Source organism: uncultured Desulfovibrio sp., assembly GCF_944324505.1.
In the GTDB taxonomy this organism is placed as follows: domain Bacteria; phylum Desulfobacterota; class Desulfovibrionia; order Desulfovibrionales; family Desulfovibrionaceae; genus Desulfovibrio.
On record NZ_CALUWO010000003.1, the window covers coordinates 109156 to 134814 of the forward strand.

20 protein-coding genes and 1 tRNA gene are annotated in these 25659 nt (G+C 63.9%); 10 read left to right on the forward strand and 11 right to left on the reverse strand.

The genetic code is table 11. The features are described 5' to 3' along the window. Nucleotides 1–16: 16 nt before the first annotated feature. From tsaE to Q0J57_RS04825, 3 genes are read right to left on the reverse strand one after another with little or no spacing between them, the layout of a single operon-like run. Nucleotides 17–517 carry a tRNA (adenosine(37)-N6)-threonylcarbamoyltransferase complex ATPase subunit type 1 TsaE gene (gene tsaE / locus Q0J57_RS04815; protein WP_297217631.1) on the reverse strand — a complete coding sequence of 167 codons (501 nt, stop codon included), beginning with the start codon at nt 515–517 and terminating at the stop codon, nt 17–19. Continuing rightward, the gene (locus tag Q0J57_RS04820; RefSeq protein WP_297217633.1) at nt 502–2193 is read right to left on the reverse strand and encodes an NAD(P)H-hydrate dehydratase; all 1692 of its coding nucleotides are present in this window, start codon (nt 2191–2193) and stop codon (nt 502–504) included. The genes tsaE and Q0J57_RS04820 overlap by 16 nt, the downstream gene beginning before the upstream one ends. Nucleotide 2194: 1 nt before the next feature. Next, a complete protein-coding gene (locus Q0J57_RS04825; protein ID WP_297217635.1) occupies nt 2195–2572 on the reverse strand; it encodes a holo-[acyl-carrier-protein] synthase in 378 nt (125 codons plus the stop codon). 137 nt (nt 2573–2709) lie between these two features. Between Q0J57_RS04825 and Q0J57_RS04830 the strand changes: the two genes are divergently transcribed. Further along, nucleotides 2710–4050, forward strand: a complete 1341-nt coding sequence (locus Q0J57_RS04830; RefSeq protein ID WP_297217637.1) for a UDP-glucose/GDP-mannose dehydrogenase family protein — start codon at nt 2710–2712, stop codon at nt 4048–4050. A 321-nt stretch (nt 4051–4371) separates the two neighbouring features. Here the strand turns inward: Q0J57_RS04830 and Q0J57_RS04835 are convergent, their stop codons facing one another. The 7 genes from Q0J57_RS04835 to Q0J57_RS04865 form a co-directional block, all read right to left on the reverse strand. Next, on the reverse strand, nt 4372–5877 hold the full coding sequence (locus Q0J57_RS04835) for a sodium:solute symporter family protein (protein ID WP_297217639.1): 1506 nt from the start codon (nt 5875–5877) through the stop codon (nt 4372–4374). After that, on the reverse strand, nt 5877–6014 hold the full coding sequence (locus Q0J57_RS04840; protein ID WP_297217641.1) for a hypothetical protein: 138 nt from the start codon (nt 6012–6014) through the stop codon (nt 5877–5879). The genes Q0J57_RS04835 and Q0J57_RS04840 overlap by 1 nt, the downstream gene beginning before the upstream one ends. Before the next feature lie 99 nt (nt 6015–6113). Beyond that, nucleotides 6114–6692, reverse strand: a complete 579-nt coding sequence (locus tag Q0J57_RS04845; protein ID WP_297217643.1) for a TetR/AcrR family transcriptional regulator — start codon at nt 6690–6692, stop codon at nt 6114–6116. Nucleotides 6693–6935: 243 nt separating this feature from the next. Further along, nucleotides 6936–9392 (reverse strand): ATP-binding protein, encoded by a 2457-nt coding sequence (locus tag Q0J57_RS04850; RefSeq protein ID WP_297217646.1) that lies wholly within the window; start codon nt 9390–9392, stop codon nt 6936–6938. A gap of 5 nt (nt 9393–9397) precedes the next feature. Next, complete coding sequence (gene hemC / locus Q0J57_RS04855; protein ID WP_297217648.1) at nt 9398–10327, reverse strand: hydroxymethylbilane synthase; 930 nt, start codon at nt 10325–10327, stop codon at nt 9398–9400. Between the two features lie 10 nt (nt 10328–10337). Next, nucleotides 10338–10577, reverse strand: coding sequence for a zinc ribbon domain-containing protein (locus Q0J57_RS04860; RefSeq protein ID WP_297217650.1), 240 nt, complete (start codon nt 10575–10577; stop codon nt 10338–10340). Nucleotides 10578–10584: 7 nt separating this feature from the next. Then, entirely contained in the window at nt 10585–11232 is a 648-nt protein-coding gene (locus Q0J57_RS04865; protein ID WP_297217651.1) for an SIS domain-containing protein, read from the reverse strand. Between the two features lie 98 nt (nt 11233–11330). On the opposite strand from Q0J57_RS04865, the gene Q0J57_RS04870 reads away from it, so the two are divergent. The 7 genes from Q0J57_RS04870 to ybeY all read left to right on the forward strand — a co-directional run bounded on the left by Q0J57_RS04870 (nt 11331) and on the right by ybeY (nt 19893). Further along, complete coding sequence (locus Q0J57_RS04870; protein ID WP_297217653.1) at nt 11331–12194, forward strand: NAD(+)/NADH kinase; 864 nt, start codon at nt 11331–11333, stop codon at nt 12192–12194. 9 nt (nt 12195–12203) lie between these two features. Further along, nucleotides 12204–13970, forward strand: coding sequence for a hypothetical protein (locus Q0J57_RS04875; RefSeq protein WP_297217655.1), 1767 nt, complete (start codon nt 12204–12206; stop codon nt 13968–13970). Nucleotides 13971–14029: 59 nt separating this feature from the next. Continuing rightward, on the forward strand, nt 14030–15454 hold the full coding sequence (gene gatB, locus Q0J57_RS04880; RefSeq protein ID WP_297217657.1) for an Asp-tRNA(Asn)/Glu-tRNA(Gln) amidotransferase subunit GatB: 1425 nt from the start codon (nt 14030–14032) through the stop codon (nt 15452–15454). Between the two features lie 198 nt (nt 15455–15652). Next, nucleotides 15653–15728: transfer RNA gene (locus tag Q0J57_RS04885), tRNA-Lys, on the forward strand. 213 nt (nt 15729–15941) lie between these two features. After that, nucleotides 15942–16940, forward strand: a complete 999-nt coding sequence (locus tag Q0J57_RS04890) for a PhoH family protein (RefSeq protein WP_297217660.1) — start codon at nt 15942–15944, stop codon at nt 16938–16940. Beyond that, nucleotides 16906–19410, forward strand: coding sequence for an HDIG domain-containing metalloprotein (locus Q0J57_RS04895; protein WP_297217661.1), 2505 nt, complete (start codon nt 16906–16908; stop codon nt 19408–19410). The genes Q0J57_RS04890 and Q0J57_RS04895 overlap by 35 nt, the downstream gene beginning before the upstream one ends. Nucleotides 19411–19458: 48 nt before the next feature. Beyond that, entirely contained in the window at nt 19459–19893 is a 435-nt protein-coding gene (gene ybeY / locus Q0J57_RS04900; protein ID WP_297217664.1) for an rRNA maturation RNase YbeY, read from the forward strand. A 3-nt stretch (nt 19894–19896) separates the two neighbouring features. Here ybeY and Q0J57_RS04905 read toward each other — a convergent pair whose 3' ends face one another. After that, nucleotides 19897–21039, reverse strand: coding sequence for an HD domain-containing protein (locus Q0J57_RS04905; protein ID WP_297217668.1), 1143 nt, complete (start codon nt 21037–21039; stop codon nt 19897–19899). A gap of 18 nt (nt 21040–21057) precedes the next feature. On the opposite strand from Q0J57_RS04905, the gene Q0J57_RS04910 reads away from it, so the two are divergent. Both Q0J57_RS04910 and Q0J57_RS04915 read left to right on the forward strand, forming a co-directional pair. After that, nucleotides 21058–21882 carry a biotin--acetyl-CoA-carboxylase ligase gene (locus Q0J57_RS04910; RefSeq protein WP_297217671.1) on the forward strand — a complete coding sequence of 275 codons (825 nt, stop codon included), beginning with the start codon at nt 21058–21060 and terminating at the stop codon, nt 21880–21882. A gap of 16 nt (nt 21883–21898) precedes the next feature. Further along, entirely contained in the window at nt 21899–25597 is a 3699-nt protein-coding gene (locus Q0J57_RS04915; RefSeq protein WP_297217674.1) for a pyruvate carboxylase, read from the forward strand. The last annotated feature ends 62 nt before the right edge of the window (nt 25598–25659 follow it).

Genomic DNA, 25659 nt, shown 5'->3' on the forward strand with positions numbered 1-25659 from the left:
TGACTGCAACAATGAATCACAGGGCAACGGGACTGGTCCCTTGCAGGATGGACCATCCCTTTTGCAGCCGTTCCACCAGACGCCGGGAAGCCGCACCATGGGTCCGCAGCGTTACAAGGTGTTTTTTGTCGCACGACTTCAGGCGGATGTCCAGATATTCCTCAGGCAAATCTGCCGCGGAAAGATTTTCTCCCCATTCCACAAAGCACAGGGTGGCATCGTCATCCAGCGCATCCCACAGCTCGTCGGGAACGCCCAGGGGCGAGCGGTACAGGTCTGCATGCAGTACGGGCGGCCTGGTGGGATAGCTGTTGCAGAAGGTGAAGGTGGGGCTGGATATTTCCGCCTGGCTGCCGCCGGGCAGGTGCTCCACCACGGCACGGGTCAGGGTGGTCTTGCCGCTGCCCAGATCGCCGTGCAGCAGACAGAGGCGCACGGCAGGCTCCCGCAGCAGTTCGCTGGCCAGCAGGCTTCCCAGCGCCATGGTGGCTTCCAGGGATGTCAGTTCCACGTCCATGCCGTTTCCTCCCCGGCAGGGCCGGTGCTGTGGGGTGCGTCGTTGTCAGGGCAGGGTGCCGGCTGCGCGTTCTGCGGCTGGCGGACCAGGGGCAGCTGGTCCGCCAGTTCATGGGCCAGGGTACCGCGTGCCGGAAAGCGGGCGGACAGCCGCTGCCCGGCACGAACGTGCCAGACTACGGCGCAGCAGGCCGCGTACAGGGCGTTTTCCTGTCCGGGCAGGTCCTGTCGGGCCAGCAGGGCGCCCAGACAGCCAGCCAGCACATCGCCGCTGCCGCCGGCGGAAAGGGCGGGCACATCCCGCGGGCAGAGGCAGATCGGGGCCGCGCCCGTTGTCGTGCGGCAGGCAACCAGCGTGCCGGCCCCCTTGAGCACCACGCAGGCCGGCGTCAGGGCACAGAGGCGGCGCAGCGCCGCGCAGCGGTCCGCCTGCACCGCCGCACTGGTGCTGCCCAGCAGGGCCGCCGCTTCGCCGGGATGCGGTGTCAGCACATCATGGGGGCGGAGATCACGCAAAAGCTCCGTATGCCCGGCCAGCAGGGAAAGGGCATCGGCATCCAGTACGGCCGGCGGGCGCTGCGGCGTGCGCAGCACGGCAGCCAGCAGGGTCAGGGCGGCCTCGCTCCGTCCCATTCCCGGTCCCAGGACCAGGGCCGAGCAGCGTGCCAGAAGGGAGCGCAGTTCCTGCGGCAGGCCGTGTCCCGACACGACGGGCCAGTGCCGGGAATCGGTCTGGTCGGCAGCGTCCAGTCCCAGGACCATGATTTCCGCCAGACCGTTCTTGACGGCGGCCAGATTGGCCGACGGGGTGACGGCTGTCACCAGACCCGCCCCGGCCCGCAGGGCCGCACGGGCCGCCAGGTGGGCCGCGCCGGAAAGACCTTCTGCCCCTCCCAGCACCAGCACATGCCCATAGCCGCCCTTGTATCCCCGGGCGTGCGGGCCGGGCAGGGTGTCGGGCAGGGTGTCGGGCAGCAGACGGGCGGAACAGGGGGCGCTGCGGCGCACAGCGGCCGGAATGCCTATGGGCAGCACCAGGAGTCTGCCGGTGAAGGAAGCACTTTCCGGCAGGACCAGGCCCCACTTGGCAGCCTCAAAGGTGACGGTGGCATGGGCGCGCACCGCGTCCGGGCAGGGAAGGCCCCTGGAGGTATCCAGCCCGGAGGGCACATCCAGCGCAAACAGAAAGGCATGCGGGCGCAGCTCGTTGATGCGGCGGATCAGGTCCAGCATATCCGGCCGCAGTTCACCGTGAAAGCCCGTTCCCAGCAGGCCGTCCACCACGATGTGCGGCAGTTCCCGGACCGGCGCTTGCCAGGGGCAGCGGCTCACCGGCAGAAAGGGCACGCCGCAGGCGCGGGCCATGCGCACGTGCCTGCCGCAGGCGCCGCCATAGTGCCGCAGGGGCCGGGTATGCCAGACCGTGGGGCAGGCGCCCGCATCCAGCAGGTGCCGGGCCAGGGCGGCGGCATCGCCCCCGTTGTTACCGCTGCCCATGAACAGCCAGATGCGCTTGTGGCGCAGGGGGGCACAGCAGCTGGCAAGCGCCTCCAGGGCTGCGCGCGAGGCATTTTCCATGAGCATGATTTCCGGCAGCCCCAGCGCAAAGGCCGCCAGGTCCCACTGCCGCATTTCATCAGGCAGGGGCAGAGGAGGCAGACAGAGAGGAAAGGACATTTCAGGACTCCAGAATGACGACAGCCACCGCGGCATGCCGTTCATGACTGATGGAGACGTGAGCATGGCGGGCGCCCAGCTCCTCCATGCGCTGCCGCGCTGCCGCGTGCAGATGCAGGCAGGGCCGCCCCAGGGCATCGGGCAGGATTTCCACCTGCTGGCAGGATATGCCCCGGCTGAATCCCGTTCCCAGCGCCTTGACGGCAGCCTCCTTGGCGGCAAAGCGGCCGGCCAGATAGGCGGCGGCTCCGGCCGCATCGGGCAGGCGGGCGGCCTCGGCCGGGGTAAGCAGGCGGGCCGCATAGCGCCGGCCGAAGCGCTGAAAACCCCGGGCCACCCGGTCAATGTCCACAATATCCGTTCCGAGGCCCGCGATCATCTTGTCTCCGTAAGCGTGAAGCACGGGGAAGCATTGCCCCCGGTGCATAAAATGGGTATAAGCAACACACGATATTTGACCTTATAGCAACACTGTCGTCAAGCCGCAGGGCAGACGTCTTTTTGTAAGGAGAGCCGATGAGACTGTGTATTGTGGGAACAGGCTATGTGGGCCTGGTGAGTGCGGCCTGTTTCGCCGAAATGGGCAATACGGTTGTCTGCGTAGACGTGAATCCTGCCGTGGTGGAAAAACTCAATGCGGGACAGGTGCATATTTTTGAACCCGGTCTGGAACCCATGGTGCAGCGCAGCCGCGCCGACGGGCGCCTGAGCTTTACCACCAGCCTTGCCGAAGGGCTTGCACAGGCTGAATGCGCCTTTATCTGCGTGGGGACGCCTCCCGGAGAGGACGGTTCGTGCGATCTGCATTATGTGGAACAGGTGGCCACGCAGATAGGCACCCACATGCAGCATGAGCTGGTCATTGTGGACAAGTCCACCGTGCCGGTGGGAACGGCAGACCGGGTGCGCACCCTGGTGGAGACGGCCCTGCGGGAGCGCGGGGTGGACATTCCCTTTGAGGTGGTTTCCAATCCGGAATTTCTCAAGGAAGGGGACGCCATTGCCGACTTCATGAAGCCGGACCGTGTGGTGCTGGGCACGCAGTCGGACAAGGCGGCCACCCTGATGCGCGAGCTGTATGCGCCCTTTGCCCGGACCCGCGACAAGCTCATCATCATGGGCGTGCGCAGCGCCGAAATGACCAAGTATGCCGCCAACTGCATGCTGGCCACCAAGATATCCTTCATCAACGAAATCGCCACCATCTGCGAGCAGGTGGGCGCGGATGTGCGCGATGTGCGCACCGGCATTGGTTCGGATTCGCGCATCGGCTACCAGTTCATCTACCCTGGGGTGGGCTATGGCGGCTCCTGCTTCCCCAAGGATGTGAAGGCCCTGATCCACACGGCGGAAGCTGCCGGCGTGGATCCCCTGCTGCTCAATGCGGTGGAGGCCGTCAATGCCCGCCAGAAGCTGCACATGGCCGAACGCATCAAGCGCTACTTTGCGCCCCAGGGCGGGGTGAAGGGCAAGACCCTGGCCCTCTGGGGGCTGGCCTTCAAGGCCAATACGGACGATATGCGCGAGGCGGCGGCCATCAATATCATCAATGCGCTGACGGCCGACGGCATGCGCATCCGGGCCTTTGACCCTGTGGCAGCGGAAAACGCCCGCCGTATCTTTGCCGGCAATGCCCTGGTGGAAGTGCTGGATGATCAGTATGCCGTATGCGAGGGGGCACAGGCCCTGCTGGTGGTGACGGAATGGAACCAGTTCCGCAATCCCGATTTCCAGCGGGTGCGCTCGCTGCTTACGGCGCCGCTGCTTTTTGATGGACGCAATCTGTACAGCCCGTCCGCCATGGCGGAGCGGGGCTTTGCCTATTTCTGCATCGGCCGCAGGAGCGATCCGGCCTAGGTCGCACGGCGGGCGGCCGTCCAGGTTGCCCGTGCCATGAGAAAAAACAGCAACAGGGCGGTTCTTCCTGCGGGAAAGGCCGCCCTGTCTGTTTTTCAGGGTCGGAGAAGCCCGGCGGCTTCGGCCTGAAAAGATACGCTGCTCAGGGAAAGAGGAGATTGTTGCCGCTACGGGAGGGCTTTCCGTCCAGGAGAGACGTGCCGTCCCGTTGCAGCGGCCCTGCGGGCCGCTTGGGGCCGGCAGGCGTTTGCCGGCATCCTGCACGGGACGAATGCGCAGGCGCTGACATGCGCCTGCTGCCAAAGCGTGCAGAAAAGGTCCCTAGCGGTCCACGGGCCAGAAGGTGGATTTCTTGCGGCCCTCGGCATCACAGGCCCAGCCCACGGCCCAGCCCAGCAGGGACATGGCAAAGCCCACGAAGAAGGGCGGGATGCGGGCGGCCTCGTCCCCCAGCAGCACGGAAAGTACCGGGGTAATGCGGCTGACCAGGGCATCGGGCGATGCCAGGGAATAAACAAAGGCCGAAAAGCCCTCGTGTCCCAGCAGATACCAGGCCAGGCAGGAGACAAAGCCCAGGGCGCAGCTCAGCCAGGCGGCCAGACTGCTGCGCTTGCCAAAGCGGACCAGCGCCACATAGGCCACCAGAACCGTGGCGCCCACGATACTCCAGCTGGTGGTGCAGAGCAGGGCAATGAGCTGCCCCTTGATCTGGGCGCAGCCGCCGCTCAGCAGCACGCAGAAGATGATGCCGGCCAGCCAGGCAGGGCGGGAGGCCTTGCGGCCCGGCAGGTCCTCGGCAATGGCCGATACGGCAATGTGGTAGATGGCCGTGGCCGTTGACAGGGAGGCGGAGGCAATGGCCAGCACGAATATTTGCAGCCCCACTTCCGGCAGCAGCTGCTTGACCAGCAGCGGCATGACTTCGTCGGGCGCAGGATTGCCGGGAAGAATGAGGCGTGCCAGCGAGGCCACAAAATAGGCGCCCCCCACCAGCACGGTCAGCACCAGCATGGCCAGGGGGGTGATGCGGTGTACCTGACGGGCCGAAGTCAGGGCAAAGTGCCGCTGAATCATCTGCGGCTGTGCCCAGACGGCAATGGACGTGACAATGACCAGCGAGATGATGAACCAGCCCTGCTGTCCGGCAGACAGGGCAAGAAAGCCGTTATTGGCCTTTTCCGTGGGGGGCAGGGCTTGCAGGCTGGCCATACCGGCGGTGGGGCCGCCCACCTGATGGAAGACGGCCATGACCAGCATGCAGATGCCCACCAGCATGATGAAGCCCTGCATGGCTTCGGTATAGAGCACGCCGCGCAGGCCGCCCACGTAGACGGCAAAGGCCACCAGCAGGGCCACCAGCCAGATGAGCACCCATACGGGCAGGGGCACGATCTGGGCCAGCAGCAGGGCTGCCCCCTTGATGACGGCCGAGGCATAGACGCCCAGAAAGACGGCAAAGAGCAGGGCCAGAAATTTGCCCAGAGCCGGCGAGCGATGGCCCCTGGCGATGAGCTGGGAGGGGGTGCGCGCATTGAGGTTGCGCTGGCAGAGGCGCGTGGGCCAGGCCAGAAAGCGGTAGACAATCCAAGTGCCAAGCCACACATTGCCGGAGGCCACCAGCAGCATTTGCAGACCATAGGTATAGGCCAGGCCGCCAAAGCCCACCAGCGCCACGGCGGAAATATAGGTGGCCACGTAGGCCAGCGCCTGAATGGCAAAGTTGATCCTGCCGGTGTGCATGGCGTCGTGTCCCTCGCCCTTGCGGGCCAGGTAGACGAACAGGGCAATGTAGCCGCCCCAGATGAGGATATTGATGAGCGTCTGCATCACTTGCCCCCCTGCCGTTTCAGGCGCAGCAGGCCCCACAGGGAGAAGAACAGGGAAAAGAGCAGGGAAGCGATGGCCAGCTGTACGGCAGCATCGGCCTGGAGAAACATATCCAGAAAATCGGGAGAGGGGGGCATGCTGGCTCCTTGAGCACGGGGAAGAGAACGCGGGGCAGTATGGGGCCGAAAAAAACGCCGGCGGCTGCCAGCGTTTTTCCAGCGGTTTGGGGAACGGAACTAGGCGCGGATGGCCCGGGCAACAAAGGCCAGGGTCTGTTCATAAAGGTCCGGCTGCGCATAGGGCGTGAGCACGCGCGTCCGGTTGGCACCCACCATGAGCGAAATGATGACCTGGGATGTGGTGGTGGGGTCGGCGCAGGTAACGCTGCCGTCTGCCAGGCCGCGTTGCAGCAGACCTGCCAGCTCGGAATGCACCTGGGAAAACATGGAATCCATGAGATCCCGGTCCGTCTTGGTCTTCATGTCGCTGTAGGGAGAACATCGCACCAGCACAAGCCAGTTGGAGTTCTTGTCCACGGAAAAATCCAGATAGGCCCGGCAGAAGCACATGACGGCCTCGAAGCCGTTGTGCGCCTCGGCGCTGGCGTTGCGCAACACCGCAAGAAAGCGCTCCAGGACATCCAGGCCGGAAGCCAGAAAGAGCTTTTCCTTGTTGCCATAATGGTGGGTCAGCAGGCCCAGCGCCACACCGGCATGATCGGAAATCTTCTTGAAGGTTGTTTCCACGTAACCGTATTCGCCAAAAAGTTCCTTGGCAGCCTGGAGCAGGGCCTCTTTTTTGTTTTTGCTAGCCATGACGAACGTCTCTGGGTTGAAATTGGGCGCACGAATGCCTGCGCTTTCACTATTTGGAAAAGGTGGACAGCAGCAAATGTCGTTGCCTGCCGCAGCAGCGCATGCCCGGTTGGGGAATGCGGGTTCATACTGACTGTGTATACAATCAATGCCGCGTCGTCAAGAAAGAAGCGGCAGCTTCCCGGGAGCGGTTCCGGGCATGCTGCCGCTGATTTCTATTGTGTGCGAGGGGGGTGTGCGGCCTCAGCTGCGGCGGCGGGAACGCCGGAAGGCGTTCTGGGCATAGTCGCCCAGTTCTTCCAGACGCCGGTCCACCAGTGCGTAGAGGCTGCCCGGGGTGAAGGTGGCGTTTTTCCGGCGCTTTCCTGCCGGCATGCCTGTCAGCAGGGTCAGGGCCTCCTCGATGTGACGCACGGGATAGATGGAGAACTGCCCCTTTTCCACGGCAGCGAGAACCTCGGGGGAAAGCATGAGGTGTACCACATTGTCGGCAGGGATGATGACGCCCTGGGTCCCCGTGAGGCCATGCCGGGCGCAGACCTTGAAAAAGCCCTCGATTTTCCGGGTGACTCCTCCTACGGCCATGATCTGGCCGGAGTGGCTCACGGCGCCGGTAAAGGCCAGGTCCAGACGCACGGGCACATCGGCCAGGGCAGAGAGCAGGGCCGTGAGTTCCGCGCCGGAGGCCGAATCCCCTTCGATGCCGGCATAGCTCTGCTCGAAATAGAGAGAGCCGGAGAGCACCAGCGGCTTTTTGCGGGCAAACATGTCCGTGAGAAAGCTCTTGAGGATCATCATGGCCTTGGTATGGATGGGACCACCCAGCTCGGCCTCGCGCTCCAGGTCGATGATGCCCTCGTGGCCCACGCCCACGGTGCAGGAAATGCGGTGCGGCAGGCCGAATTCAAAATCGCCGTGCATGGTGACGGACAGGCCGTTGACCTGGCCCACGGCAGCGCCGGAGGTGCGGACCTTGATCATTTCCCGGTCGTATTCCTCCATGAAGATTTCTTCCACCAGGTTGGCACGATAGGTGCGTGCGGCATAGGAACGCTCCAGGATGTCGGCCGTGACGCGTGGGGCATTTTCCATCTTGGCCAGAGCAGCGGCCTCTATCATCTGTTCGCGCAGCAGGGGAAACTTGAGCGAAAGGCGGCGCTGGTCCTCGCAGAGATGCGAGCCGAGGTCCACCAGCCAGGCCAGGGCGCTGCGGTCAAAGGGGGGCAGGTCATCCTCGCGGATGATGCGGGCAATGCTGGTCAGGTAAAAGCGGATGCCCGCGGCGGAACGCTCCATCATGTCGGACATCTGGGCCTTGATGCGGAACTGCTTGGCAAAGCGTTCGTCATTGTCCAGCAGGGTTTCGTACAGGATATCGTCACCCACCAGCACCACCTTGAGATTCAGGGGCATGGGCTGGGGGCGGATGCCCTTGGTGCGGATGGCCGAGTCGGGCATGTCGTTGCCGTCTTCCACCCGGGCCAGGCTGGAACGCAGGCTGCGCATGAGACCCTCCCAGGCATTGGGATGCTGCAGAATCTCTTCCACGCGCAGGATGAGAAAACCGCCATTGGCCCGTTGCAGGCTGCCGGATTTGACAAGGGTAAAATCCGTGACCAGAGCACCCATTTCGGATTCGCGTTCGATACAGCCCAGCAGATTGACCAGGGTGGGGTGATCCTCCACAATGATGGGGGCGCCATCTTCGTCGGCATTGTCCACGAAGAGGTTCACATCGTACCGGTAGAGGGTGTCCTCCTGGGGCGGTCCCTGCAGGGGCGCATGGCCGCTGTCGTTTCCCTGCTGGCCGGGGGGCGTGTCTCGCGGGAGGAAGGCATCCGTATTCTTGAGCATGTCCTCGCGCATGGCCTTGAGGTAGTCCTCCAGCCCTTCGCACTGGCAGGTCTTGAGCAGGCGCCGGCAGACCGGCTCCAGCTGGGCATCCAGCACCTGTTCCATGACGGTGCGTTCCAGGCGGCGTTCGTCATCGTGAAAGGACTCCTCCGCCCGGCTCAGTTCGCGCATGAAGCCGGCCATGGTCTGGATCAGGGTTTCGCCACGGCGCTTGAGCCGGGTGCGCACGCTGTTGTCCAGACTTTCGAATTCCTCGTCGCTCAGGCGCCTGCCCTTGACCAGCGGATACAGGGTCAGGCTGCCGCTTTCGTCCATGTCGAGATTGAAGCCCTTGTGCGCGGCCACGGTATTCATTTTGCCGAGCAGGGTGCTGCGGGCCTGCTGGAACTTGTCCATGATCTTGGCCCGCTGGCGCACAAAGGTATTGGCCTCGAAACGGCGCGGCAGCTCGCGGCAGATGGCGTCCACGGCATCGTTGAGGGCCTGCCGCAGCCTGCGTCCCTGCCCGGCGGGCAGGGAAAGCAGGAGCGGGCTGTCCTGATCGGCAAAATTGTTCACATAGACAAAATCTGGGGGCGTGGGGGCCTTGCGGGCCTGTGGCTCCAGATAGTTGAGCAGGGTATAGCTGCGCCCCAGGTTGCTCCCGCCGGCCACATAGATGTTGTAGCCCGGCACGGGAATGGCCAGCGCCAGGTCAAGCGCCTGCATGACGCGGGGCTGAAAGGCGTTGCGGCTGCCCGCACCGTTGCGCGGCTTGGGAATGGCGGTGCTGTCCTCCCACGGAATCTTCTGGGGATCCATGGTGGCGTGCAGGCGAGAGGCAGGAAGGGGCATGATGGGGGGCATGGGGCCTACCTTGTGCAGTAAAGACGGTCAAGAATTTCGCGGGCGCCGTTGTCAAGCAGCTTTTCGGCAAGGGCAAGGCCGGTGGCGCGGGCGCTGTCGGCCAGGCCTTCCAGCTGGGAACGGATGATGCAGCTGCCGTCCACCTCGCCCACCAGTCCGTCCAGCACAAAGCTGTTGGCGCCGGTCATGACGGCATGGGCGCCGATGGGCACCTGGCAGCCGCCGTCCAGCCCGGCCAGCAGGCCGCGCTCCGCCTCGACGCAGATGCGCGTCTCGCGATGCTCCATGCGGGAGAGCAGCTCCAGGGTGGCGCTGTCGTCAGCCCGGCATTCGATGCCCAGCGCCCCCTGTCCCACCGCGGGAACAAAGATGTCGGTGGAGAGGGATTCCATGTAGGTGGTGTGCAGATGCAGGCGGCGCATGCCGGCCGAAGCCAGGACGATGGCGTCGTAATCGCCATTTTCCAGCTTGCGCAGCCGGGTATCCACATTGCCGCGCAGGGATTCGATTTCCAGATCAGGGCGGCGGGCCAGCAGCTGGGCCTGACGGCGCAGGCTGCTGGTGCCCACGCAGGCCCCCGGAGGCAGATCGGCAAAGCAGGCGTAGCGGAAGGACAGGAAGCAGTCCGTGCAGATTTCCCGTTCCGGAACGCAGCCCAGCGTCAGGCCATCGGGCAGGGTCATGGGGACATCCTTGATGCTGTGCACGGCCAGGTCCGCACGGCCGTCCAGCAGGGCTTCCTCGATTTCCTTGACAAAAAGCCCCTTGCCCCCCACCTGCGCCAGCGGCACGTCCAGAATGATGTCGCCCTTGGTCTTGATGATGGTCAGATCGATGGCAAGCTCCGGCTCCAGAGCCATGAGGGTCTGTTTCACGTGTTCGGCCTGCCAGAGGGCCAGGCGGCTGCCGCGGGTGGCGATGGTCAGTTTCTTCATGCTGTTTCCCCTAGTGTCCGCAGCTTGCGCAGTTGCCGCCGGCGCAGCCGGCGCATCCGCCACCGGAACCGGCCCCGGTGCTGCCGCTGCCGGACGAGGAGGCATCGCTGCCGCAGCGGACGCAGCAGGACGACATGAGCTTGTGGGTCAGGCTGGAGCCGCAGTGGGGGCAGGCCGGGGTGCTGTCATCAAAAACCAGTTCTTCAAATTCCTTGCCGCATTTGTCGCAGCAGTATTCGTAGATGGGCATGAGTTCCTCACTTGCTGACGCCTGCGGGCACGGCCCGCAGCGCGTTGGGATTTTCAAAAAGGTAATGGTCCACCAGCCGGCAGAGCAGATGCCCGGCGGCCATGTGGACCTCAAGAACCAGCGGCGCTGCCGCATGGGGAACGGCCAGCAGCACATCGCAGCGGGGCAGCAGGGGATCGTTCCCCTCCTGCCGGGCTGTCATGGCCAGCACGTGCATGCCGCGCAGGCGGGCCGCCTCGGTGGCGTACAGCAGGCCGTCATTGTCGCCGGCCGTGCTGACGAGCAGCAGGATGTCTCCCGGTGTTCCCAGGGCATCCACCTGCCGGGCCAGCGCCTGCCGGCTGTCGCCTTCTCCCGGCAGGCCGGAAAGAAAGGCCGTATCCGCGTCCAGCAGCAGGGCCGGCAGGGCCGGGCGGTTGAGCTGAAAGCGGCCGATCAGCGCATGGGCCATGCGCCGGGCAATGATGCTTCCGTCGCCGCTGCCGCAGAGCAGCAGCCTGTTGCCCGCTGCCAGGCGCACGGCCATCAGATGGGCGGCGCGGCACAGCGGGACCGCCATATCGTGAAAGAAGCGCTCCCGCAGGCGCGCTCCCTCCTCGGCATGGCAGGCAATGAGCCGCAGGCTCTGATCGCTGGCAGTGGTCTCGGGGAGCATGGCCTTTTCTTGTACGGCAAAGACCGTTGCCTGACAAGTCGCAGGGCAGGGGCGCCGCAGGCTTGCAGTCACGATGGCCTTGTCGTAGGATGCAGCCTATGCACGAAGGGTCCTCCAAGCATATTCATCTCGTGGTCAAGGTCAGCAGCAGCGAGGCCGTTGCCCTTTCAGGGGAAATTTCGCAGTGGCTGCGCGACATGGGGCATACGGTTTCTGTCAGCCGTGCGGGAGAGAATTCTCCGGCCTATACGGATGCGGACCTTGCCCTGGTGGTGGTTCTTGGCGGGGACGGCACCATGCTGGGGGTGGCCCGCCGCCTGGTGGGCAGCCGCGTTCCTCTGCTGGGCATCAATTTTGGCCGCGTGGGCTTTCTGGCCGAGCTGCAACCGGATGACTGGAAGGCCGGCCTGGAATCCTGTCTTGCGGGCAGGATGCCCCTGCGTCCTGTTTCGGCCCTGCGCTGGCGTCTGGTGCGCGGCGGGCGCGAGGCCGACCGCGGCCATGCCATCAATGACGTGGTCCTGAGCCGTTCCTCCATGTCCCGTCTGGTCAGCCTGCGCATTGACGTGAATGATGAGCACATGTGCGATCTGCGCAGTGACGGGGTCATTCTGTCCACGGCCATCGGCAGTTCCGGCTACAGTGTTTCGGCCGGCGGACCGCTGCTGTATTCTTCGCTGCGTTCCATGGTCTTTACGCCCATCTGTCCCTTTCTCAACACCATTCCGCCCATGGTCTTTCCCGGTCGGACGCTTTTTTCCCTGGAGGTTCTGCCCAACAGCACGGAAAGTTACCTGACCGTGGACGGACAGGAGGGCATCCTGCTGGCCTACGGCGATACGGTGGAGGTGAGCAGCGTGGATGATGCCGTGCTTTTTGCCGGTGCGGAAGTGCCCTTTTTCGAGCGTCTGCGCACGCGCGGCTTTGTGACCAATTTTGCCACGGGCGGCCGTGCCCTCTAGGTTTCCGGCATGCGCATGCCTTTCTACGAGTGTGCCGCCCAGGTCAGACTGGGGCAGCATGCGGCCTTTGACGCATGGCTGTACAGTCTGCTCATGGACAATAATATTGCCTATCACATGAATCCCCAGCTCATTGCCAGTCCCGAGCAGCTGGGATTCATGGTCTGCCTTGCCGAGAACCAGGTCTATCTGCCCTGTTCCGATGCGCAGTTCCGTTGCCTGCAGGGGCGCGACATCCGCACGCTGCGTGCGCAGTATGCCGCCATCTGGCGACGGACGGCCCGCCTTGTGCGCGAAATCACCCCGCAGGAAGGGCGCAGCCTGCAACTGCGTTTTTGCAGCCGGCGTTTCCGGCAGGCCGTGCATCTGGGCACCATTCTGCCGACGCGCCTGCTCAAGCGCATGGTCAGTTCGGCTCTTTCCACGGATGACCCGTGGGCCGATCCGTGGAAACGGCGCCGGCAGGAAGCCAGCCGACGCCAGCGGGAACTGCTGGAATCCATGGTCATGCGCACGGCGCTGGACCGGCTGGCCGACGGAGGGGACGAACACCCCGCCGCCACGGACAGTCTGCACCAGGCCGGCCGCCGTCTGTCCGGCATTGCACTTGTGCGCCACCTCTGCCTGGCCCTTGCGGGCAGCCGCCTGGCCGCTGCTGAACCGGCTCCCGAAACGCGTGGGGCGGCCTGGCTGGTGGAGCTGTTTTCCCGTGCGGAGCGGGAACTGGCGCAGGCCAGAACCGTGCTGCAACGGGTGGCGGAGCAGGGGGGAACCCTGCTGCTGCTGTGTGACGAGGAGGGCGGGGCCGTTTTTGATCTGGCGCTGGCGCGTCTCTGCCTGCAACTGGGCATGCGCGTCATTTATGCCGCCAAGGCGGGTTTCTGCTTCATGGCGCCCACCCTGGACGACATGGAAGATGACCCCGAGCTGCGCGGCATGATCCATGCGGACGGCATCATCCGCGACAGCCAGCTGAGCAAGAATGCCCTGCTGCGCCAGCTGCGCAGCCACCGTCTGCTGGTGCTGGACGACGGCACCCGGGAGGCCCTTAACCTGCACCGCGTTTCCGTCAGCTTCTCCCGCGCCTGGAAGGAGGCTGACCTGGTGCTGGCCAAGGGAAAGGCCGCGGCGGACATTTTGATCAACGGCAGTTACGAATATACCCGTGACATTCTCTGCTGCTGGCATACGGAGGACGGTCTGCGCTGTGCCTTCCGGCCGCATGCCGCTTCGGTGCACAAGTTCAGCGAGCAGGATATTACGGAAAAGGCCGATGCCATCATTGCCGCCATGCGCGCGGCCCATGGCCAGGGGCAGCGCGTCATGTTCTACAGCTGCATCATCGGCAGCATTCCCGGGCAGACGCAGACAGCCATACGTCTGGTGCGCGCCTTTGTGGACAGGCTGCGCCGCACCATGAGCCATACCCTGATCATCAATCCTGCCGAGCACTTCATGGACGGCATGGACGGGGATGACCTCATGTACATGTGGGAGCGCGTGCAGCGCAGCGGCTACATTGACATCTGGCGTTTTCAGACCGTGGAAGACATAGAGGAAAGCTTTGCCCTGCTGGGCGAGCGTGTGCCCGGTGTCTGGCTGGGCAAGGATGCCACCTATTCCACGGGCTGCACCAAGGAAATGCGCATTGCCCTCGACATGCAGACGCGAAATCGCGAAATGCAGATCATCGGCCCGGAAGCCCGCATGTTCATGCGGCGCGGCGAATACGGGGTGGGCAAATATTTTGACGCCACCATCAAAGGGCGTTACTGAGCTTGTGACATCGGCGCATCCGGCCCGCAGGGGACGATGCGCCCAGAAGGAGAATATACATGGCCGCGTATGAAGCCGTCATCGGTCTTGAAGTGCATGTGCAGCTGGCAACCAGATCCAAGCTGTTCTGTTCCTGCCCCACCACCTTCGGGCAGCCATCCAACAGCAATGTCTGCGAAGTGTGCGCGGGCATGCCCGGCGCCCTGCCGCGGGTCAATCGCCAGGCGGTGCATTATGCCGCCCTGGTGGGCCTGGCAACGAACTGCGCCATCAATCAGCAGTCCGTCTTCGCGCGCAAGAACTATTTTTATCCCGACCTGCCGTCCGGCTACCAGATTTCCCAGTTTGATCTGCCCATCTGCGAGCACGGCCATCTGGACGTGGAGGTGAACGGCACGTCCAAGCGCATCGGCATCACGCGCATTCACATGGAAAATGACGCCGGCAAGAATATTCACGCCCAGGGCGAAAACGTGAGCTATGTGGACCTCAACCGTGCCGGTACGCCGCTGGTGGAAATTGTGTCCGAGCCGGACATGCGCTCTTCCGCCGAAGCCGTGGCCTACCTCAAGGCCCTGTACGGCATCGTGACCTATCTTGGCGTCTGTGACGGGAACATGGAGGAAGGCAGCTTCCGCTGTGACGCCAATGTGTCCATCCGTCCCGTGGGCTGCCCCACCTTCGGCACCCGCACGGAACTCAAGAACCTCAATTCGTTCCGCAACGTGCAGCGCGCCATTGACTATGAAATCGCCCGCCAGCAGGACGCGCTGGCCGATGGCGACGTCATCGTGCAGGAAACCCGCCTCTATGATGCGGTGAAAAACGTGACCGTTTCCATGCGTGGCAAGGAAGAGGCGCACGATTACCGTTATTTCCCGGACCCGGACCTGCTGCCCGTGACCATCAGCGACGAGGACATGGCCCGCTGGCGCGACGAGCTGCCCGAACTGCCCCATGCCCGCATGCGGCGCTTTGTGGACATGACCGGTCTGCCGCAGCCGGAAGCCGAGGTCCTGGTGCAGAGCCGGGCCATGGCGGACTTTTTTGAAGCGGCCGCCGGCCTGGCCGATGCCCGCAAGGTGGCCAATTTCATGCTGGGGGCCTTCCTGCGGGAACTGCATGCCGGCATTTCCCTGGATGACTGCAAGATGACGCCTGCCGGCCTGGCCGAGCTAGTTACCATTGTGGACAAGGGCCTTATCAGCGCCAAGATAGCCAATGACATCTTTGCCGACCTCATGCGCACCGGCGCCATGCCCGAAGCCTATGTGAAGGAAAAGGGCCTGGTGCAGATTTCCGACACCTCTGAACTTGAGGCGGCCGTGGACAAGGTGCTTGCCGACAATCCCGCCGAGGTGGAAGCCTACCGCGGCGGCAAGACCAAGCTCATGAGCTTCTTTGTGGGGCAGATCATGCGCGCCACGCGCGGCAAGGCCAATCCTGCCCTGGTCAATGACATGCTGCGCGCCCGGCTTGGCTAGGCCGGAACCGTTCTGCCGGGAGGAGGGGAGCCGCGCGGTTCCCCTCCGGGAAGGCAGGGCCGGAGCGCGGCGCGGGCTGTGGCGCAAAACAGAGCGGCAGCCTATGCCGCGGCAGGCCTGCCTGATTTTTTTGGAGTTCTGGCAAAAAAGTGCTTGACCCCGTGCAGGCTCAGGCGTACATATCTTTTCACGCAATGCGGGTCATTAGCTCAATTGGTAGAGCAGCTGACTCTTAATCAGTTGGTTCGGGGTTCGAGTCCCTGATGGCCCACCAGAAAAAAAGACGGTTCGCTGTTTCGGCAGCGGACCTTTTTTTATGCCCGCCGGAGGCCGCGGTATCTCGTGCCTCTGTCTGGTTGCATACGGCCGGGTGCCCGCGCACAGGGCGCTGCGGCGCCGGAGGAGGGGCCACGGGCTGCGGCCTGTCCCGCGCCCCGCAGGCGGCGGGCATGGACAGTGCCGGACAAATGGGCTAGATTTGGCACCTATGGCATTTTCTTCGCACAGAGTAGAGACAGTGGATTTTGACGATCCGGCGGTGGCGGCAGCCCTGTTCGGACCGCACAATGTACATCTGGACATGCTGGCAGAAGCCAGCGGCGCGCGCCTCACCACGCGCGGCCTGACGCTTTTTGTGGATTCGCCCGACGCGGCGGTGCGGCAGCTGGTCTGCAATGTGGTGGTGCAGCTCTATGCCATGCTCCGTGAAGGCACGGCCATAAGCCGGCAGGACATTCTGCGCAGCTACACCATGCTGGCTAATGATCCCGGCCTGGACCTGCGCCAGGTGTTCCGCGAGGCGGTCTTTGTCAATACCCCGCGCAAATCGGTGGCGGCGCGCAATGTGGCCCAGAAAACCTATCTGGAAATCCTGCGCCGTTACGAGATGGTCTTTGCCGTGGGGCCTGCCGGCACAGGCAAGACCTATCTGGCCGTGGCCATGGCCCTTTCCCTGTTGCAGCAGCACAAGGTCAAGCGCATTGTGCTGACGCGCCCGGCCGTGGAGGCAGGCGAGCGTCTGGGCTTTCTGCCGGGAGACCTGGTGGAAAAGGTCAATCCCTATCTGCGTCCGCTGTATGATGCCCTGCACGACATGATGCCGCAGCCCAAGGTGGCATCCATGCTGGAAGTGGGCACCATTGAAGTAGCCCCTCTGGCCTTCATGCGCGGACGTACCCTCAATGATGCCTTCATTATTCTGGATGAGGCCCAGAATACGACCCATGAGCAGATGAAGATGTTTCTGACGCGCATGGGCTTCGGTTCGCGTGTGGTCGTGACGGGGGATACCACCCAGATCGACCTGCCTGCCCAGAACGATACCCCCTATGGCCGGTCAGGGCTGGTGCATGCCCTGCGCGTGCTGCAGGGTGTGCCTGGCGTGGCCGTGCATCATTTCAGCAAGGCCGACGTTGTGCGTCACCCGCTGGTGGGAGCCATTGTGAGCGCATATGATGACGCAGAAAAAACCTGTCCGTCCGTCTAGTTTTCTGGCGCTGGTGCGCAGCATCCGGGCGCGCCATCACTGCGGGCGTGGTCTTGTGGTCCTCATTCTGAGCCTGCTGCTGCTGTCGCTGCTGGCAGGCGCCAACTTCGAGGGCACGCGCTTCTTCTATGTGGCCGGTCAGATAGCCGACCATGACGTGGTGGCCGACCGCGACATGCAGGTAGAGGACATTCAGGCCACGCAGGCCAGGCGCAAGCAGGTGCTGCTGTTGCAGCCCCCGGTCTATGACCTGAGCCTGGAACCCCTGACCCATTTTCAGGGGCGCGTGCTGGCCGTGCTCAAGGAGCTTTCCGCACCCCGGCCGGCCGTGCCCGATGCCACCGCTGCGGATCCGGCCGCTGCCGTGCCGCCGGAGGACGGCGCGCTGCCCCCGGCGCAGGAGTCCCCTGCGGACGGCATGGTGCCGCCGTCTCCTGATCCGGCCTTGCAGCATCTGTCCGACGAGCTGACGCCCCGTGTGGCGGCCGAGGTGCTGCCCCAGCTGGCCCGGGCCGATGTGCAGGCCTATCTGCTCAAGAAGCTCATGCCCATCATCACCGAACGGCTGACCGAAGGGCTGGTCAGCGATATCCGCATGGCCCGGGTGGGCCGGGCAGGGGCCATCATCCACAATCTGGACAATGGTACCGAGCTGCTGCGGCCCGATGTGACCTCGCTGCCGGATGTGCAGTCCTTTCTGGCCGAGCTGACGGCGCATATGCAGCGGGACCATGAGCTGGATGCCAGCGCCCGCCGGGCACTGGGCATCTTTCTGGGCAGCACGCTGCCGCCCACGCTGACGCTGAACCGCGAAGCCACCCAGAAGCGCGGCAATGCCGTGGTGGAAAATGTGGAGCCGGTCTTCTATCAGATTCAGAAGGGCGAGCTTATTGTGCGCAAGGGCGCGCGTGTCAGCCGGGAACAGCAGATCAAGACCCAGGCCCTGTATGAAAATGCCACCGAGGGCATGCACTGGAATACGGCGCTGGGCACCTTCCTCTTTGCCCTGGTCTTTTCCGTGGGCTTTTTCATGGCCCCCAGCGGCAAGCCCGGCACGCCCCTGCGCTGCAAGGACATGCTGCTCATTTCGCTGGTGCTGCTGCTGTTCGGCATTGGCGCCAAGGCGCTTTTTGCCCTCAGCCTGGTGGTGAGCGATCTCAATCACCTGGCGGCCTTTGCCGTGGGCTTTCCCGTGGCCGGCGCCGTGGGGCTGGTGGCCATGGTGTTTGCGGCGCGGCGCTACTGCACCATGGGGCTTCTGCTCTGCCTGTTTACCACCCTCATGTTCCAGCAGGGCTATCAGGTCTTTTTGTACCATTTCCTGGGGGGCATGCTGGCCACCTGGCTGGTCACCAGCGCGCAGACCCGGCAGGATGTCATATGGAGCATCGTGCCGCTGACTCTGGGGCAGGCCATCATCTGCCTGGCCATGCTGCTGGCCTCGCATACGGCGCTGGAGCTGTATCCCGCCTTTGCCGTGGCCGTGCTGACCAACAGTGTGGTCTCGCTCATTCTGCTGTTTGCCCTGAGTCCCATTCTGGAAATCACGTTCAGCTACAGCACGCGTTTCCGCCTGATGGAACTCATGAGTCTGGAGCATCCGCTCATGCAGGAACTCATGGTCACCATTCCCGGGACCTATCATCACTCTCTTGTGGTGGCCAATATGGTGGAAGCCGGAGCCAAGGCCATTGGCGCCAACAGCCTGCTGTGCAAGGTTGCCGCCCTGTATCATGATGCGGGCAAGATCGCCTACCCCGAGTATTTCATCGAAAACCAGTTTGGCGGCCCCAACAAGCATGACAAGCTGGCGCCCTCCATGAGCGCCCTTATCCTCATTTCCCATGTCAAGAAGGGGACCGAGCTGGCCGAGCGCTACAACCTGGGGCAGGAGATCATCGACATCATCCGGCAGCATCACGGCACGCGCATCATCCGCTATTTCTATCAGAAGGCCATCAATATGGGCGAAAAGCCCCGCGAGTCCGACTACTGCTATCCCGGACCGCGCCCGCAGACCAAGGAAGCCGCCATTCTCATGCTGGCCGATTCGGTGGAGGCGTCCAGCCGGACACTGAGCGATCCCACGCCGGCCCGCATCAGGACGCATATTGATACCATCATCAAGGGCATCTTCTCCGAAGGGCAGCTTGACGAGTCCGAACTGACCTTCAAGGACCTGCATTTCCTGAGCGAGAACTTCCAGCGCATCCTGACGGGTCTGTTCCACCAGCGCATTGCCTACCCTGATTCGCGGATCAAGGCCGGACAGCCGTCAGGCCGGGCGGAGTCCAGGGGAGAAGGCAAGGCCGAGGGCCGCGCCGCTGCCGGCGACGCTGCCTCGCCGTCCGAAGGCGGGACGGGAAGCGCCCATGCGGCAGGCGGGCCGGCCCGCACGGCAGCCCATGCCGGCGGCATGTACGGTACCGAGAGCATGCCGGCAACGCATCCCCAGCACAAGACCTGCTAGCGGGAAGCGCGCACAACGGCGGGCGTTGCCTGCTGCCAGGGAGGTTTCATGAGCATTGTCATCAGTCGAACGGGCAGTCAGGCCTGGCTGCTGCCCCTGCCCATGCCCCAGGTGCGTGCTCTGCTGGATGCCATGCTGGAAGAGCTTGCCCGGCAGGGCAGAGCGCTGCCGGGGGTGGTCCTGTATCTGGTGGACGACGGCTGCATGGCCAGGGCCAATGCCTGCTATATGGGCTGCTGCGGGCCGACCAATGTGCTGTCCTTTCCCGGAGACGGGCAGCCCGGCCAGCTGCTGCTGGCGCTGCCCACTCTGGAGCGGGAATGCCTGCTGTATGGTCAGGACAGGACGGAGCATCTGCTGCGCCTGCTGGCACACGGCATGGGCCATCTAGCCGGACTGGATCACGGGCCGGAGATGGACAGATTGTGCGCTGCCTGTGCGGCGGCGGCCAGTGCCTTTCTGGAGCGCACAGCGCAGGACTGAGGCCTACGGCCTGCCGGCATGACGGCGGGGGGCGTTAGAGGAAGCCTCGGCGGCCTTGGCAAGGGCCTGGCATTGCAGGTCGCGCAGGTGCTGTTCCGATTCCCGGCCGCGGTTGCGCCAGGCCTCCGGCAGATGTACGGCGCACAGCACATCCCGGTGGTGCAGGGCTGTGGCGCTCACCATCCGGCCGCTGTCCGCATCCACCATTTTCCAGAAGGGCAGGCTGAAGCCGCTGCGCTCCACCCGCCAGAGCACGTCTCTGCGGGTACCGGTCCGCAGTTCGGCGTATCGGCCGGCCCGCATGTGTTCCGCGCAGGCCAGTGCTGCCGCCTTGCCATGCCGTGTGCTCAGGCGCAGCCGCCGGGCCAGCGCCTGCCCCAGAGGCACGCCGCGGTCTTCATGGCCGTAGTGATGCGGCCAGAGATCCGGGGGCGTAGCTGTCTTGCCCAGATCATGGCAAAGGGCCATCCACGCGGCCATGCCGTCGCCGGCACAGCCATCCATGACGCGTATGGTATGGTCCAGGACACTGCCCCTGCCGTGCCAGCGGGCCGGACCGGCCGGAACGCGGGCGGCCCGTTCCAGCTCCTCGAACCACGGCGCAAGGCAGCGGGCAAGCAGCAGTACATGCAGAAAACGGCCGGGCGCAGGGGATTCCAGCGCCTTGAGCAGCTCCCGGCCCACCCGTTCCGCCGGCAGGGCGGCCAGGTCCTGCCGTGTGAGGCGGCGCATCTGTTGCCAGGCTTCGGGGGCAATGCGCCAGCGGGGCCAGCAGGCGGCAAAGCGGGCCAGCCGGAACACCCGGCCGGGGTCGCTGGCAAAGGCCGTGGGCGAGGCCGGCCGCAGGATGCCGGCGCGCAGATCATCCAGTGCCCGGGGATGGGCCAGCAGGCGACCCTTCCGGTCCAGGGCCAGGGCATTGACGGTCAGATCGCGGGCCATGAGGTCTTCCTCCAGGCTGGCGCCGCGCAGGGGCATGAATTCGCAGCCGTTCCAGAGGCAGACATGCAGGCTGCCCACCAGGGTGGCGCCGGGATGACTGGCCAGAAAGTCCTCGCGCCGACCGTCAAAGCAGAAATCCAGTTCGCGGGGGATGCGCCCCAGCAGAATGTCGCGCACCGCACCGCCCACAAGATAGAGGTTCATGAAGCAAGCATGACAGACATGACAGCGTTTGCAAAGGAGTACACGGCGGCCGGGCCCGTCCCCGTTCGCCCGGTGCTGCCACGCATGGACAGCCGGGGCTGTCCTGCGGTATGGCGTCTGGAATGTGTGGACAGCACGCTGGACGCGGCACACCGTCTGGCCCAGTGCGGCCGCCTGGCCGTCTGGGAAAGCGTGCAGGCCGTCCGCCAGCTGGCGGGCAGGGGGCAGATGCGGCGTCAGTGGCAGTCCCCTGCTGGCAATATCTATGCCACCCTGCGGCTGCCCGAGGCGCCACCCTTTACAGGCAGCGAGGCAACCCCGGCCCTGAGCCTGCTGCTGGCACGGGCCTTTGCGGATATGGGCCTTGCCGTCCGGGTAAAATGGCCCAATGATCTGGCAGTGGAGCAGGGGGGGCAGGCCCGCAAGGTGGCGGGCATTCTTATGGAAGAGCGCGGCGGGCGGCTGTATGCCGGCATCGGCATCAATGTGATCTGGCATCCCGATGTGCAGCAGCTGCGGGCGCAGGCGGCCATGCCGGCAGCCAGTCTTGCGGAGGTATGGCCCGGCGGCGCCCCGGCCTGCCCCACGGCGGAAAGCCTGTGGACTGCGCTTGTAAAGTGGCTTTATTCGGCATATACTGACCAGCGTTCCCTTGCGGAACATTGGCTGGAGTCGGCGGAGCGTTTCCTCCTGTGGCAGGGACGACGCGTCCGGCTTCAGGATGGCGACGTCAGCCATGAGGGTTTCCTTGCCGGGCTGCACCCCGATGGCGGCATTCGTTTGCGTCAGGATGACGGGGAAGATATTTTTTACAGCGGGAGTCTCTCTCCCGTACGACAATGAAAGGGCGTAGCAACAAATGGCCAACAAGAGCTTTGCTGAGGTTCAGGAGTTTCTCAAGGGCAAGATAATTCTTGTGGCGAACCGGGGTATCCCGGCCCGCCGTATCTGCCGCTCCATCCGTGAACGATTTGACGCCGTGGCGGCCATGACCGCCACTGACGTGGATAAGACCGCTCCCGCGGCGTCCTCAGCGCAGGAACTCATCCTGCTGGGTTCCGATCCCCGCGCATATCTCGACATCGACCGCATCATCGACAAGGCCAAACAGCGCGGTGTGGTGGGCATTCATCCCGGCTGGGGCTTTGCGTCCGAAGACACGCGCTTCCCGCAGCGCTGCAAGGAGGCCGGCCTGACCTTCATCGGCGCCACGGCAGAGGCCATGAACCTGCTGGGCAACAAGGTGCAGGCCCGCATTGTGGCCCGCAAGCTGGGCATTCCCGTTGTGCCGGGGTCCGATGGCGCGGTGGATATTCCCACGGCCCGGCAGCTCATCCGGGAAATGGGCCTGCCCATCATGCTCAAGGCCGAAGGCGGCGGGGGAGGCCGCGGCATCTTTGCCATCCATAACGAGGAAGAACTGGAAGACGCCTTCTTCAAGGCTTCCACCATGGCGCAGGCCTCGTTCGGCAATCCGCGTCTCTTTGTGGAAAAGTTCCTCAGTGATGTGCGCCACATCGAAATCCAGGTCATTGCCGATATGTACGGCAATGTCTTTGCCTTTGACGAGCGCGACTGCTCGGTGCAGCGCAATCACCAGAAGCTCATTGAAATCACGCCGTCGCCGTGGAAGGGCATCACCCGCAACCTGCGCGAGCGCCTCAAGGACTATTCCCGCCGCCTGGTGCGGGCCGTGGGCTATCATTCGCTGGCCACGGTGGAATTTCTGGTGACGCCGGACGGGGAACCCTATCTTATTGAAGTCAACACCCGCCTGCAGGTGGAGCACGGCATCACCGAAACGCGCTATGGCGTGGACCTGGTGGAAGAGCAGATTGCCGTGGCCTTCGGGGCGGAGCTGCGCTATCGCGAAGAAAATCTGCGTCCCTCCTATTGTGCCATGCAGGTGCGCATCAATATGGAAAATCCGCAGGACAACTTTGCGCCCAATTCCGGTCTGGTAACGCGCTATGTCTCGCCCGGCGGCCCCGGTGTGCGCCTGGATTCCAATATCTGTGCCGGCTATGAATTTCCGGCCAATTACGACTCGGCGGGGGCGCTGCTCATCACCTATGCCCAGGACTGGGAAAAGACCCAGGGCATCATGGAACGCGCCCTGGGCGAATACGTGGTGGGCGGTCTGAAGACCACCATTCCCTTCTTCCGGCAGGTGCTCCGTCATCCCCTGTTCCGCAATGGCAGCGTCAATACCAATTTCATTGCGGAGCATCCCGAACTCATGCAGTACACGGACCTGGCGCCGGAAAGCGAGCGTCTGGCCCGTCTTGTGGCCGAAATTTCGGCCCGCGGCTACAATCCCTTTGTGCAGCTGGGGGAATACCGCTCGGAAAGTACGCCCGTGCTGGGGGCTTTTGAACCTGTGCTGCCCCCCATCAGCACCAGCCTGCGCCGTCAGCCCTCGCCCTATCCGCATGGCGACCGTCTGGCCCTGCTGGACTATATCCGCGATTCGGGCACGGTGCACTTCACGGACACCACGCCGCGCGACCTTACGCAGTCCAATTCCGGCAACCGCTTCCGTCTGGCGGAAGACAGGCTCATCGGTCCCTATCTGGACAATGTGGGCTATTTCTCCATCGAAAACGGCGGGGGAGCGCATTTCCATGTGGCCATGATGGCCAATATGACCTATCCCTTCCGTGAAGCGCGGGAATGGAACAGCTTTGCCCCCAAGACGCACAAGCAGCTGCTGGTGCGCTCCACCAACGTGCTGGGCTATTCGCCGCAGCCGCGCAATCTCATGCGTCTGACCGGCGAAATGATCTGCGATCACTACACGGTGGTGCGCTGCTTTGACTTCCTCAATCATGTGGAGAACATGCGGCCCCTGGCGGAAGTAGTCATGTCCCGCCGGGATGTGGTCTTCCAGCCGGCCCTGTCCCTGTCGCTGGCCAAGGGCTTTGACGTGCCGCATTATCTGGGCGTGACGGAAGCCATCCTGCGCATGATGGGTGACATCATGGGCGTGAATCCCAAGGAAGCCTCCCGTCACATCATCCTCGGCCTCAAGGATATGGCCGGCATCTGCCCGCCCCGCTTCATGACCGCGCTGGTTTCTGCCCTGCGCAAGGCCTGGCCGGAACTGGTCCTGCACTACCATCGCCACTATACCGACGGTCTCTTTGTGCCGGCCTGCGGCGCGGCGGCCAAGGCCGGGGCGCATATTCTGGATGTGGGCCTGGGGTCTGCCGTCCGCTCCTACGGGCAGGGTGACGTGCAGTCCATGATGGCCTATCTGGAAGGGGAGCTGGGCCTCCGCTGCAACCTCAATGTGGATGCTATCCGCGATGCCAACTTTGTGTGCAAGCAGATCATGCCCTACTACGACCGCTACTGCTCGCCGTACTTCAAGGGCATTGACTATGATGTGACCCAGCACTGCATGCCCGGCGGGGCCACGTCTTCCTCGCAGGAAGGCGCCATGAAGCAGGGCTATATCCACCTGCTGCCCTACATGCTCAAATTCCTGGCCGGCACGCGGCAGATCGTGCGCTATCACGACGTGACGCCCGGTTCCCAGATCACCTGGAATACGGCCTTCCTGGCAGTGACAGGCGCCTGGAAGCGGGGCGGCGAGGAGGAAGTGCGCTTCCTGCTTGAGGTGCTCAATGAAGTGACCAGCCGCCCGGAAAGCGAGCTGAGCGAACAGATGCGCCAGGCTCGCCTGAGCCTGTACCGGGACTGCAACGATGCCTTCCGCAAGCTGCTGCTGGGCAAGTTCGGCCGGCTGCCCCTGGGCTTCCCGGCGGACTGGGTCTACGAAAGCGCCTTTGGCAGCGAATGGAAGAGCGCCATTGCCAACCGCACCGAAGCCTCGCCGCTGGAATCCCTGCCGGACGTGAACCTTGCCGCGGAGCGCAAGGCCTGCGCCGACCTCATCAAGCGCGATCCCACGGAAGAGGAATTCGTCATGTACCTCAACCATCCCGGCGATGCCCTCAAGACCATACGCTTCCGCGCCAAGTATGGCGACCCCAACAACCTGCCTCTGCATATCTGGTTCGAGGGTCTCAAGGCGGGCCAGGACCTGAACTTCAACGATACCAGCGGCAAGCCGCACCATCTGGCCCTGCTGAGCATCTCGCGCCCCAATGATGCCGGCGTCTCTGTCTGCCGCTATGTGCTGGACTCCGAAATCATGAGCTGCGAGGTGCAGGTGGCCGAAAAGAGCGGCCAGGCCAAGCGCGGCGTGGTCATGGCGGATCCGTCCAACCGCTATCATGTGGCTGCCCCCAGCAACGGTGACCTGTGGGTCATGTATGTGCACCCCGGCGATATCGTGAAGGAAGGCGAGGAACTGTTCAATGTTTCCATCATGAAGCAGGAAAAGGCCGTGCTGGCCCCCATGAATGCCGTGGTCAAGCGCGTGCTCAAGACGGCGGACTTCAAGGAAAACAAGCAGATGGTCTCTGTGCGGGAAGGCGAGCTTATTGTGGAGCTTGGTCCGGTGCCGCGTGTGTGCCCCAATGAGGCCTGCGGACATCCCATTCCCATGGATGACATCCAGTTCTGCCCCTACTGCGGCGCGCACATCTAGATGAAACGGAAGCGCCTGCCCGAAACTGTGGACAGCTTCGGGCAGGCGCGTTACTCTTTGAA